Raw genomic sequence first — 13,981 nt, forward strand, 5'->3', positions numbered from 1 at the left:
ATATTTATCTCATTGAAAAATTTGGATTGCTGCTTTCGCAATAAAAACAAACCAGTTAGTTTTCTTCACCTTCTCCTTTTAAATCGTTTGCCCTTCTAGTTGTAGAATCAAACTCTCCTTTTCTTTTTTGCCTATATTCCGTAAATAGAATACGCATATCTTCACTCATTTTGTTCTTAATCTCGGCAACCTCAATACAATTATATGCATATAAACCATAAATAGGGCCTTTCTTGGCTATTTCATTATCCTTTCTATCATCTAACCTGCCTCTTTGGTTTAAATCTTTATCAATTATAAAGACATTATCTGTCGCTAAATCTGAATCTAAATTGATATTACTTTTTAAACTTTTAAATACATTTTGAATAGTTTCCAAGTCTGCGAAAACAAAATGCCAAAACCTAATATCCTCATAAGAATTGATTTCTTTTTTTAAAGCCTCCACATCATTCTCTGTTCCTTTCGGCATTAAAATCACTACTTGAAAGCGTTTAAAGCCTTTAAATTTATCATATACTAATTCTTTTAAATTGGAAGCCGTAATCGATTTTTCCAAAGGATGGTTTCCAAAAAAACCTAATACTGTAATATAATCTTTTAACACCACATGTTCATCTGAATCTGAAGACAATCCATTTAAATCTACTACAGATTCATTAACAATATCTAATGGCGTGTAGTGGTGTGTTGCGGGATATAGAAATAATAAAAACGTCACCGGTAGAAAAAATAAAATTCCTAAAACGACATAGCGACCCACTTTCTTGTATTCCATTAAATATAAATTTTCTATTGTTGAAAATTGTTTTTACAAAAATAAAAAAGGTGGTTTAAATAACCACCTTGAATTTGTCATTTAACAGTATCTATAACAATAGATTAAAAATCTCTTTTGATAAACCCTTTTGCATAAACACCTTCTATATAACCACCTTCTTGTAATAAGATGAATATTAAATATATGATTAGGAATATTGCTGTCCATACAACCATACGTCGTAATGCTTTTACTTCGTCACGCATGTGCATAAAATCCCAAGTAATATAATATGCTTTTACTAAAGTTAAGATAATGAATATCCAATTTAAGATTTTCATACCTATAAACTTTGCCATTAAAGATTCCGGTTTATATATACCCAAAATTACTTCTACAGTTGTTACAAGAGTTAAGAAAACCAAAACACCCCAAATTTTTTGAGTATTGGATTTGAATTTAACTAAGCCTCTAAATATTTCTAATTTATGTTCGTGTGCCATTTCTAAAAAATATTAATCAATTAAACTAGGTAGAAGAATGTAAATACAAATACCCAAACCAAATCTACAAAATGCCAATAAAGCCCTACTTTTTCAACCATTTCGTAACTTTTACGTTTTTCGTAAGTCCCTAGAATAACATTGAAGAAAATAATGATATTAATAATTACTCCAGAGAATACATGAAATCCGTGAAAACCCGTAATAAAGAAAAAGAAATCCGCAAATAATGGTGAACCGTATTCATTCACATGAAGATTAGCACCTTCTACAACTACTTTTCCGTTATTTTTTAATTGTTTTAAGGACTCTTCTCTAGAAAGGACCGTTTTATGACCGTGTTCATTAATGGTTTGAGTTCTAACTAAAATATCTTTATGAGATTCTAAACCTTGTATAACTTCTTCAACGGTATATGTAGGCAAAGTGCTTTCACTCACAAACCACAATCCATTTTTACTATCTTGCTGTACTCTTTCGTGAGACCCAGCAACAACAAAATCCCTTAACGCCACTCTATGTCCTTCTGTATTAACAAACTGTAAAATATTACCTCCTTTAGTTTGTACAGCACCGTGATCTCCTTTTATAAAAGTAGACCATTCCCAAGCTTGCGACCCTACGAATATTAAACCTCCAATAATCGTAAGCAACATATATACCGTTACTTTCGCTTTATTTAAATGATGACCTGCATCAACAGCTAAAACCATGGTCACAGAAGACATAATAAGCACAAACGTCATAAAAGCCACGTAAATCATAGGCAACTCTTGACCATGTAAAAAAGGCACGTGTGTGAATACTTCGTCTGCAATAGGCCAGTACTCAATAAATTTAAATCTTGAAAATCCGTAGGCTGCTAAAAACCCAGAAAACGTTAAGGCATCAGACACGATGAAAAACCACATCATCATTTTACCATAACTTGCTTTTAATGGCTCATTACCACCTCCCCAAGTTTTAACTTCAACGTCAGTAGTTACAACTGTATTACTCATATATGTTGGTTGTTTTTATAAAAGTTGCACAAAAATAATCAATTTATTTATCTAATAAAATATAAAAACAAAAAGAGATACACCCAAAGGATATCTATAAAGTGCCAAAAGGTAGATGCAAGTTCAAAACCAAGCATTTTCGACACATTATACTTTTGTTTAAAATGATTATAAATTACCACTAACAAGCAAATTATCCCAACAATAACGTGTAAAATATGCACAACGGCTATTAAATAGATGTAAGACATAGTGACATTACTAGTGGGACCCGTAAAATTATATCCCAAATCTATAATTTGCTGAAAGCCTGAAAATTGATTAAAAATAAAAATAATTCCTAAAATAAGTGTTATAAATAAGAATAAGGTAGTAGCTTGTCTTTTCCCATTTTTTAAAGCATTTTTCGCTAAAAAAAATGATCCACTACTTAGCATGATAACAATCGTACTAATAATAAAGGCATTTGGTAATTGAAAATCTTTCAACCAATCTGGTCTTGAACTGCTTACAACAAATGCACTTGTCCATCCTGCAAATGACATAATAAGTGAAATGATACCAAACCAAAGCATCATTTTTTTTGCCCTACTATTTTTCTCTTCTAAAGTACCTTCAGTTAAATCCATGATTTATCTTATAAATTTATCGATAACGTAAACAACTTGAACCAATGTAATATAGGATACGCTTGCTAACATTAATTGTTTTGCTGCCTGTTCTGTCATTTTTTTGAATAATTGAATGGCATAATACACCATTCCTAAACCTAAAATAAACACCAAAACAGCTGCCACTATAGACAATTGCAACTTACCAGTAAAACCAAAAACAGGAATGATAGATATTAATACCGTCCAAATGGTATACATAATGATTTGTACAGCAGTACCTTTATCTTGCTTACCTGTTGGCAACATAAAAAAACCACCTTTTTTATAATCTTCAAACAAAAACCAACCAATAGCCCAAAAATGTGGAAATTGCCAAAAGAATTGTAGCGCGAACAAGGTGCCAGGTTCAATACCAAAATTATCTGTAGCGGCCACCCATCCTAACATAAATGGAATGGCACCTGGTATGGCTCCAACAAACACTGATAAAGGCGTTTTTGTTTTTAACGGCGTATAAACGCAGGTATATATAAAAATAGAAATAGCACCAAACATAGCCGTTTGCTTATTGATGCTGTATAAAATAACGAGGCCTAGTAATGTAAAAACGGAAGCGATAACAAAAGCTGTATTTACAGACATTCTACCAGAAGGAATGGGTCTATTCTTCGTACGGCTCATTAAGGCATCTAAATCTTTTTCTATAATTTGATTAAAAGCATTGGATGCTCCAACCATAAAATAACCTCCAAAAGCCAACAACATCAAAGTTTTAAAATCTACCGTTTCTACACCCAACAAATAACCCGCTAACGACGAGAAAACCACACTAACTGCCAATCGCATTTTTGTGATTTCCTTAAAATCTGAAATAACAGAATGTGTTGTTAATGAATAATTTGTATTGTTCAACGTTTTATGTGTAAGTCATTTTAATAATGCGAGTGCAAAGATACTTTATTAATGTATTTTGGGCAATGGTTTTAATTATAAAAAAAACAAACTCATTTTGTTAATTAAAACCTATGAATCTATCAAATAAATCGGTTATCCTTCCAAAGGCAAACCCACCGTATTGCCTTTAAATATTGTAATTTAAATTGGATAACTATTGGGATATTTTAAAAACTTTCATAAACAAATTAATAAACAGTATGTTTAAAATAGATTCCATGGCTTTAAATAACACCTCTATAATATGGGGAAAACAGGGCTTTTCATCATAATAAGATATATTATCAACTAAAACAGGAACAATAACTTGCTTCATAACACTTAAAAAGCATTGTTTAGAATTGAAAAGATTCGATATTCAATAATCACTTATAAAAAAAACCGCTATTAATTATTTACAATAACGGTTTAATTACTTTAAATTATGCCAAATATTAATTCTGAACTATAAATACAATGGGTAAATTGTATATAACACCTACATTTTTATCCTGCTGTTTACCAGGGGTCATTTCAGGGATTTTATTAATGACACGTTCTGCTTCTCCTTTTAATTTTGGATGTGAAGCACGTACTTTCACATCTGAAACATGACCTGTTTTGTCAATCTTAAATTGCGTTTGAATAACCTGCTTTCCTGAAAGTCCTAATTCACCAGCTAAATTAGCATCAAATTGTTTTTTTACCAATTTTGAGATTTTTTCAGACATACATTTACGCCTAGCATCATTACTTTTTTCTTTTTCGCAGCCGGGATAAATAGGCACTTGTTCTATTAAAGCTATCGGTACAGGAATTTCTTCAGGTATATCAACAACTTTGACTGAGGATGGATTTAATTGTGGATGTTTAGTCACTGGTTCATCAACATTATCGAAAGGCGTTAACGCAGTATCATTTGGAACAATTTCTGGTTCTAAAGATTTGCTAGCTAATTTTTCTTTAATAATGGGATCCGATTTTTTAGGTGTTTCAGGAATGAATGGAAAGTCAATAACAAAATCATTTGGGTCGTCTGGAGGAAGTACATCAACAACCCTTGGCATTTCATATTCAAACTTCATTTCAAACAACCCGTAGGCTGTGAGCAAACATACAATTAACCCTACCTGAAAATACAGGACAGAGTTTTTTTGTAAATTTGTATCATGCTTTTGCGATTTTTTTACGACTTGCTCATTTTGGCGAATGAGGTCGGGAGTCTTTTTTGGAGTTCTCATAATAATTATAGTTTAAATGTTAATATTATGATAAAATCACAATAAGCATACCAAAAAAATCCCGCTACAAAAAATGTAGCGGGATTTTATATTTTTTAAGATTTATATATAATTAATCTTGAACAGCAAAAACTATAGGCAAAGCGTAAGGCACTGTCACTGGTTTACCACGTTGTTTACCAGGCAACATTTTTGGCAACAAATTGATTACTCTAGCAGCTTCCTTTTCTAATGCAGGGTGTGGAGCTCTTGCTTGAACACCTGTAATGCTTCCTGTTTTATCAATTTTAAAAAGAACTGTGATACGTTGTTTTCCAGATAATCCTAAATCACTTGCTAATTCTGTATTGAATTTTTTACCAACAAATTCTGATATTTTATCAGACATACATTTCTTCTTAGCCTCATTATTTCCCTTTTCACATCCTGGATATGTTGGGACGTTTTCAATTACCGCGAATGGTACCTCTGTTTCTTCTTCAACTTCTTGTACTACAATTTGCTTTACCTCAACAATTTTTTCTTGTTGATTCGTTTCTGTAGATTCGATGACAGTTTCTTCAACTTCTTCTTCATCATCAACAACCTCAATCTCTTCTGTTGGAGCAGGTGGTGGTGGTGGTGGTGGTGGTGGTGTTTGTAATTGCTGAGTTAATGGAATTTCCTCTTCTACCAAGTCATCTAAACTTAATTGCCCTATATCAATATTAGATTTATCATAGGTTTTATAATTAATTGCGAAATTGGTTAAAAATAACATAAGCATTAAACCAATTGCAAAGTAAAGTGAACTGTTACGTCCAACATTAGCTTTAGGATTTTTTTTAGGTTCCATAATTTATACTGTTTTTGAAGATTGCTAAAATAAGTATTTATTTATCAAAATTGCAAGCGTTTATAATTTTTTAACTGTAATTCTATTTTTTAACATTATCAAGGATACCATAAACAATACCCCTAAAGAATTAGCAAGGACATCCAATACATCGGCATGTCTTGTTTTTGTAAACACTCCTTGTAATACTTCAATAATTATACCAAAAACAATTGAAATTACAGATGCGTAAATTATTGCTTGTTTATTGCCCATTTTAAATTGGAAAATCAAGGTGTTAAACCATAAAAAAGCCAAAAGAGTATAGGTTAGTGAATGGAATATTTTATCAGCAAAGGAAATGCCTACGTCTGGTAATTTTTTAAAATCTATTAAACAAACAGAAGCTAATGCCAAAGAATAAAAAACGGTTATTATAAAAACACATTTTTTAAGCACCTATGAGGTTTTTATAAGCATCTGAAGTTAATAAATCATCCACCTCTTCTAGATTAGAGCATTTTATTTTAATCATCCAACCATCTCCATAAGGGTCTTTATTTACTTTTTCAGGCTCGTCTTCTAGTATGGTATTGAATTCTATAATTTCACCTGATAATGGTAAAAATAAATCTGAAACTGTCTTAACGGCTTCTACAGTTCCAAAAATTTCCTCCGCAGCAAGCGTTTCATCTAAGGTTTCAACCTCCACATAAACAATATCTCCTAATTCACTCTGCGCAAAATCTGTAATACCTACAGTTGCAACATCGCCTTCAATTCTAACCCACTCGTGGTCTTTTGTATATTTTAATTCTGATGGAATATTCATGTAATTGATTTAAATTAATATGGACAAATGTATCTATTCAAACTTTAAATTCAAACAGATATTTTTAATTTCCGAAATTATATCTTAAAGTAAATCCAGAACGGATGGTCGTTTGAGGAAATGCGGTGGAAATCGCATATTCTGAAAATGAGTAATCAAAATAAAACAATGCGGTTAGATTTTTACTAAACGCATAATCTGCCGAATATTTTAATGTCCAAATGGTTTGTCCAGAAGTGACTTGATTGTTCTCTAAATCAAGATACCTAATGATGGTTTTATTATCTCTAACGGAGACATCTGCTTTCATGTTTAAATCACTAATAATGCGTTTACTTGGCCCTGCCAAATTAGAGCGTATTCTTAAATCTTTAATTCTGTAACCCAAGCCTAAAACATATTCATTTCCTTGAATTTCGGTAAGCAAATTATTATCGAAACTAAGCGATAATATCCTGTCTTTTTTAATTTCAGCTACAATTTTTACAGCGTTTTGCATTTCCATATCAATTTTTATAAGCGGACTAAACATTTCTGCTAAATTGATATTACTATACAATGTTTGGTTTTTAAAATTACCAGATTGGTCTAAATCTTCATTTGGTTGAGAAGCATAATCTGTACTGTAATCTATGCCATTAAAATCTAAATTTGACCGAAACTGATTAATAGTATATGTAGAACGGTAACCATGATTTACTGAAAAACGTTTAAAATTCTTTTTAAACCAGGTAAACTTCATAAAACCTGTATATTTTAAATCCCAGTTGGGAATAGGCACATTTCTAAATGCCCCCAGTTTGACTTTACTGGCATCTTGCCCTGTATAAGCTGCTAAAAATGCTGGCAATAATACGGCTTGACTATTTTTACCGAACCCTTTTGGGTATCCATTTGCATCAACATCGTTAACATTGGCACCTCTTTCTGAGGCTAATCGTCTTGCTATTGTAAGTCGGTTTGCTCTAAAATCATTAAATGCCTCCGATACATTTTCATCGCTTTTACTAAAAGCTGTTTTAATTAAAATGGTTGAGATATTAAAATTACCAAACGTATTTGGGGTCAGTGGTAGATATTGAAGCGTGTTTGAATCTACTCTAAAATTTTCAGTGTAATTTTCATAATAAGTTCTATTCCCTATAACATCTATTTGTAAATCATTTACAGGCTGTATACTAGCAGAAACATCTAATTGCTTAGTATGTGTCTCAGTATATTGCTGATTGAATTCTGGATACAATGTTAACCAACCGCGACTTGCTGCCAAATACCTGATGTCGCTTTGACTACCAAACGTATAGCCCAAAGTTGGCTTAAGAGTACCAATAAACCCAGGTGTTTGTGTATAGCCTGGTAAAAAAGTTCCATTATTTTCAGTATAATTAAGTTGAATTCTTTTAATACTTGTTAATATATCTACCCCTGCGTTTAGTAGTTTCGTACTTGCTTGGCTTTTTCTATTTACTTGAACTGGATTATTTTGTCCTGCAGCAGCAGATCCACCTCTACCCTTATTAGTTGTTCTAGCTCTTGAAATAGGTTTCTTAACCAACCCTATATACCTATAAAGCTTATTCATATCGAAGGTTGAATTCATAGTATGCGTATTAGCATTCTGAATATTATTTCCCAAATCGTAGGTCTGGCCATCAAGCTCTAAATTTCCATATAAATCTGACCCCTTCTGCCATTGAAAATCACCACTATATGTATATGTGGTATTAATAAAACTAAGGGTTGGAATTTTATCAAGTGGTAATTTATAGTTAATTCCTAATCGTTGCGATTGCCGATTAGGATCTCCAAAATCTAGAAAACCATCCCAAACGTCCAAATTGGGGTCTTGCTCGCCGTTTATAATACCATCCTTAAAATAATTGCGTACGATATTGTTATTCGCGGCTGTAAAATTTAACTGCAATGAGTTTGTGAGAGCATAATTAATGGTGTATTGAAAATCGAACGTGTAATTCCTCCTAAATAACTCTTCCACTCCAATATTACCAGCACCTAGGTCAATATCTCTAAATTTTTGTTTGTTGAATTGTCTGTTAATATCTGTATTAACTGTGAAACTAGTAGGCAATAAATTGAAATTGAAATCTTTTAGTATTTTCCAATACTTACCAGTAAACAAGGAATCATTCTTTTTAAAAGGTTCTACAGTAATCGTTTTAAAGTTAAATGCATAATTCGCACCCACTCTAACAGTTTTATTAACGGCATTTTCGATTTCAAAATCCCTATGTTCTAATTTATTATATGAATAATTTAATGTTAAGTTCTCAACATCATAAAAATGTGGGGTAGCATCGGTTGTTCTTGTTTTTCTTACACCTATAAAATTGATGCTTTGACGCTTAGTGTAATCCTCAGATTGTTGTTTTATAGTTTCTTTTTCATCTTTAGAATTAGCAGCATTTAATCTAGATTGCAAAGTTAAATCTTCATAATATTTGTCATATTTAGGTGTTATCAGTTCTTCACTTTGTCCATAATTAAAAGGAATTTGAATGCCCCATTTTTTTGGTAATAATTGTCCGGCATTTATATTAGTAACTACGTCATATTGTTTCACATCTTCAAGACTACGCTGACTAGGCCCTTGTTCGAGACTTCCAAAACCAGAGGTGCTTTGTCTTCCTGTTGCACTAATATTCATGAAATCGGCTAAATTGGTATCCATACTTACTACGGCAGCCCAACCACCCTCATTATCCATATCGGATAATCGAAGTTCATTAAACCAAACCTGAGCACAAACATCGTTACTGTTGGTTACATTTTTAACCCCAACCATCAGCGTTCTAATATCTCCAAAATTCGGATTTCCTTTAATGCCTATACGATGTTGTCCTGCAACATAACCTGAAAACGGATCTGTAACAGCTATTAATTCTCCATTTACTATATCATAAAAAGTGGGGTCTTCATTTGTTAAAGTACCGTCGGAAATGCCATTTGATTTAATTTGACCCAAAAGCTGAATAGCCAAATTAATTTGGTTGTCTTCAGGCCAAAGACCTTCTCTAGAGGTAGATGTTGATACTTGTAATGGGATTTCTATTTGATAAAAATTTTGGGTTAAATCATTCCCCATTCTTATAAAACCAACCAAATCATTATCGGTTAAAGTCCCTGAATTGCCTAACTCTGCATGCATAAACATTCGCAATTGTTTATATTGACGCATATCTATACTTATATTTTTATAGACACCTCTTGAGTCTTCGGTTTCTAAATTACATACATTAACTACTAACGATTGTTCATTTTGTCTTACTACCGTATTATTATTAAAAAGCTCTTCGGGTTCAATTCCTGGAGGACTTTTATAACTGCCTTCATTTTCTAGTGTTCCTATCACTCCAACCGAAAAATCTGTCTGTGTATCATCTGGTGTTGCATCATTCTTATCTAATGCTTGTGTATATCGTCTCCAATCGCTTCTTACCAAATCCAGAGTACCAAAACGAAAAACAGTGTTTTCAGAAAACTCTTTAAGAAACATTCTCGCAAAACGTACTGATCTCAAATCGGTGATACCTCCAACAGCTTTAACATGACTGCCTTGAACAGGAACTCTAAATTGATACCACCTAACATTTTTACTGTCTCCATTAGGAAGTACACGAGGCCTTTCTTTATAATCTCTTAAAAACTCCTTTAAAGGATTTGAATCAGGAATATTATCAAAACTCGTTTGATCTTCTGGTAAATTTTGCCTGTTAATATCCAATTCATACTCAAAATAGCTATCAATCGTATTCATGGTATTATCACGATTGATATCTTCCACATCTGGCTGGCTATTCGATGCTCTATCTGTATTAGAAAATGTATCGGGTGTGTTGCCTTCTACTCCATTATATTTTTTATAACGCTCAAAAATATCGCCATCTGTATTTAAGAAATAGGTATAATTATCATTTGAAGGGTCTTCCCCGAATTCTGCCCCAAATACTGCAGCTTCTTGAGCATCATCGTAACCATCGTAACCTACATCTTGGTTAACACGTTCATCTCCTGTACTATCAAAAGCATAAACAAGTGACTGATTTTGAGGCACCACTGTCCCCCAGCCCGTTACTGGCAATAAACTTACATCGCCATCTTTTGGTAAACCGTTTTCATATAATTTACGTCCATCTTTAACAATATCTTCAGAAATATTTCCCAAGTCAAAAACTAGTTTTCCACCAGGATTTGAGGGGTTTTCTTGAAAAGGATCTTGCAACCAAAATTCAATATATTCGACATTTGCTTGTTCTAAATCAGTAGATGTTAATTGCCTTGTAATACCTGCCCAGGATTCTAAAGGGTTACTTAAAACACCACTCGTAGCATTTGGATCGAAGTTATAAGGACCTCTTTCAGTTGGAAAGTATGCCAAATCCAAAGTATTTAATACCGAATTTTGACCTTGTACCAAGTCTCTATCTGGAAACAACTCGTTTATAAAAACCCTACTGGTATATAAACTGGACATATCTTCGTCTGATATATCATCTGGTCTTTGCCCTGTATAAAAAATAGGATCAATGGTATACCAGTTTAACATAGCTCTTTGGTAGCCATTTTGAATACCATTATCATCTTCATTAGGATTGCTAGAAACACCTAATTCTAATGGTCTACTTGCTAAAAACCATGATAATTGTGATTTTAAATCAATGGCATTTTGAGTGCCTTCAAAATCATCCACGTACGAGGTAGCTTCGCCATTAAGATTAGTCCCTTTTGGAGCTCCTGGTGCTAAATAAGCAAATTCACCTCTTAGTGATAAATTTGATTCAACATCGGTATCTATATTTGGCAACATGTTTACCAAACGTGTTAAAAATGGCACTTTTGTAGCATAGTTTCCATTAATGCCAAAAATAGTATTATTAATAGGCTCTGTACCATAATTAGCTTTTTGTGTAATAGGTCGTTCGTTTAGGTTTAAAAGTGTTGCCCCTAAAACAAAATTTTCATTGAATTTATGCTCGACGTTCAAGCCCGTGAAACGTCTTGTTTGTTGACCAAAAACGGCATTATTCTCTGTAGAAATATTAATAGGCGTGTTGGATGCTTTTAATGCTTCATCTAAAATTTGAACACGCCCCAATTCATAATTTACCACATAATCAATACCTTCAACTAAAACACGTCCTCCTGCAGTTACTTTTACCGATCCTCTGGGCACATTAAACGCGCCAATAGAAATACCATCACCACCTGTAGTTTTATATCGCCCTTTTAATTGAAATTTATTTTTCTCAACAGCTTCTAAAGCAGCTGTTTTAGTACTTTTATAAAGTATATCGTAAACATATTTAGCTTGATTTTCGTTATATGTTGTAGGGTTATCATAATTACCCCCACCTAATACATTAAAAAGATATTCCCCAAAAGGTTCTGCGTTAGGAAAAATTATTTTTCCATTTTGTGTTATAACCGTAATACCAGGAACAAAATCAAAAAACCCGTCTCCATTTGCTTGTGGATCGTTATTAAAATTTAACTTATCTAAATTAAAAAGTCTTAATAAAGGTGTTTCAATGATTTGAGTATCATCATTATTATCTAATGGGGTGTTATTAAAATCGAAAGAAGGAAAAGTAGTTCCTTCAACAGGCGTTATATAGTTTAAGGGTGATGCTTCGTTATAAAAAATATTTAATTTAAAATCATCTTGACTCAAATTATAAGCTCCTGTATCATAAATGTTTTTCATCATTAAATCCCAAACTGGTTGGGTTACATTCGTGATACTACTTTTCAGCATCTTTAATACTAAATTAGTATTTACAACATTGGTTACTTGTCCAGAGCCATTGGTAGTAACGTTTGTAGCATCTATACCATCATTAGCAAATTCACCTACTTGATACACCTGTCCGCCAATCGTATATTGAAAAGCAACTGCTAAAACCTCATCATTATTTAAGCGTTGATTTAATGAAATGTATCCTAAATCTTTGTTTACTATATATTCTTGACCTTCAATTAATTTTCTGGCATTTTCTAATTTGGCATAATCGAAACCTTCTCTTGAATTTGGAACTAATATCCCTGATTGAACCGTAGCTATATCTCTAATCCCATTTGTTAATTGTGATCCAGCACCACCTATATTTGTGGGATCTAACCCATTATTTTTATTACTTGGAAAAGCACCAGGACCCGCTAAAACATTTACTCCAGGATTCCCAAATTTTTCATTTTCCCCTAAATCTTGAAGTGCTATAATATTCCTAACATTATCTGTTTTATTACTTCGGTTGGTAACCCAAACCTCAATTCTTGTAATTTGTAATCCTTTATTATTCAAATAAGGATATGTTTTTAATGCTTCGTCGTATTGATCTCTAAAATATTGTGATAAATAAAAGTGCCTATTTTCATCATAATCTCTAATAAAAAGTTCAAAGTCTTCAAGGGTTCCACCACCTTGCGCTACCACAGATGTTGCTTGTGATTTTTGTTCAGAAAAGACACCTGTAACGGTCGTTTTTCCAAATTGTAATTGTGCCTTGACACCAAATAAACTTTGCGCTCCTGTTATTAAAGAACTGTTTAAAGGCATACTAACGTTACCAACTTCTATTTTTTGAATGATATCATCTTCAGTAGGTGTGTATTCTAATTTTATAAGTTGCTGAAAATCGAAAGTCGATTGTGTATCATAATTGGCGGTTACTTGCAGTCGTGTTCCCACTTTACCAAGTAAACTCAAACTAATGCGCTGATCAAAATCAAACGTGAAATTACTTCGATTTCTAGGTGAAAAGGATGGATTGTTTTGTTTAGAAAAGAGAACTCCCAAATCCATTTCTACAGAACCTTGAGGAACTACTTGAATGGTGTCGCTCCCAAAAATAGATTTAAAAAAATCTGATTTTACATAAAACTGTGGCAATAAGTTTTTTTGACCATCTTTAGAGCCATCTTTTTTGCCATCAAAAGCATCAATTTTTTCTTTGTAATAGGATTTTAAATTTTCTTTAGCCACCAAGTCTTGATACTCTTTTGGTGTTAAAATTACAGGATAGTTTATATTATAATTACCTATTTTTTCAGTATAAATATATCTATCCGTAATGGGGTCGTAAGTGTATTTGGATTCAATACTGTTAGGGTTTGGCATTTTAATATTGCCTAAATTAAAGCCCGTTATAATGGAATCTTGAGTAGGTTGCTGAGACCAAGCTGTGAGAGAAAACAAAATAACAAAAACTAAAAAAAAGTATTTTTTAATTACTTTATAAAAATTATAATTAGTTGCGTCCAAATCT

The 13,981-nt window shown here is 32.5% G+C and carries 10 protein-coding genes; all 10 read right to left on the bottom strand.

Annotated features, from left to right (window positions below; translation table 11 throughout):
- Positions 1 to 55: 55 nt before the first annotated feature.
- Positions 56 to 778: a hypothetical protein gene (locus DKT72_RS05195; RefSeq protein ID WP_111307673.1), complete on the bottom strand. Its 723-nt coding sequence runs from the start codon at positions 776 to 778 to the stop codon at positions 56 to 58.
- Positions 779 to 882: 104 nt separating this feature from the next.
- Positions 883 to 1,263, bottom strand: coding sequence for a cytochrome C oxidase subunit IV family protein (locus DKT72_RS05200; protein ID WP_111307674.1), 381 nt, complete (start codon positions 1,261 to 1,263; stop codon positions 883 to 885).
- 20 nt (positions 1,264 to 1,283) lie between these two features.
- Positions 1,284 to 2,264, bottom strand: a complete 981-nt coding sequence (locus tag DKT72_RS05205) for a cytochrome c oxidase subunit 3 (RefSeq protein WP_111307675.1) — start codon at positions 2,262 to 2,264, stop codon at positions 1,284 to 1,286.
- A 47-nt stretch (positions 2,265 to 2,311) separates the two neighbouring features.
- Entirely contained in the window at positions 2,312 to 2,893 is a 582-nt protein-coding gene (locus tag DKT72_RS05210; RefSeq protein WP_111307676.1) for a cytochrome c oxidase subunit 3, read from the bottom strand.
- A 3-nt stretch (positions 2,894 to 2,896) separates the two neighbouring features.
- On the bottom strand, positions 2,897 to 3,790 hold the full coding sequence (gene cyoE, locus DKT72_RS05215) for a heme o synthase (protein ID WP_111307677.1): 894 nt from the start codon (positions 3,788 to 3,790) through the stop codon (positions 2,897 to 2,899).
- Positions 3,791 to 4,266: 476 nt separating this feature from the next.
- Positions 4,267 to 5,052, bottom strand: coding sequence for an energy transducer TonB (locus DKT72_RS05220; RefSeq protein WP_111307678.1), 786 nt, complete (start codon positions 5,050 to 5,052; stop codon positions 4,267 to 4,269).
- A 112-nt stretch (positions 5,053 to 5,164) separates the two neighbouring features.
- A complete protein-coding gene (locus DKT72_RS05225; protein ID WP_111307679.1) occupies positions 5,165 to 5,887 on the bottom strand; it encodes an energy transducer TonB in 723 nt (240 codons plus the stop codon).
- Between the two features lie 60 nt (positions 5,888 to 5,947).
- Positions 5,948 to 6,325: a VanZ family protein gene (locus tag DKT72_RS05230; RefSeq protein WP_111307680.1), complete on the bottom strand. Its 378-nt coding sequence runs from the start codon at positions 6,323 to 6,325 to the stop codon at positions 5,948 to 5,950.
- The gene (gcvH, locus tag DKT72_RS05235; protein ID WP_111307681.1) at positions 6,318 to 6,698 is read right to left on the bottom strand and encodes a glycine cleavage system protein GcvH; all 381 of its coding nucleotides are present in this window, start codon (positions 6,696 to 6,698) and stop codon (positions 6,318 to 6,320) included. The genes DKT72_RS05230 and gcvH overlap by 8 nt, the downstream gene beginning before the upstream one ends.
- Positions 6,699 to 6,762: 64 nt before the next feature.
- On the bottom strand, positions 6,763 to 13,977 hold the full coding sequence (gene sov, locus DKT72_RS05240; RefSeq protein ID WP_111307682.1) for a T9SS outer membrane translocon Sov/SprA: 7,215 nt from the start codon (positions 13,975 to 13,977) through the stop codon (positions 6,763 to 6,765).
- Positions 13,978 to 13,981: the final 4 nt, after the last annotated feature.

This window comes from Confluentibacter sediminis, assembly GCF_003258355.1.
GTDB lineage: Bacteria > Bacteroidota > Bacteroidia > Flavobacteriales > Flavobacteriaceae > Confluentibacter > Confluentibacter sediminis.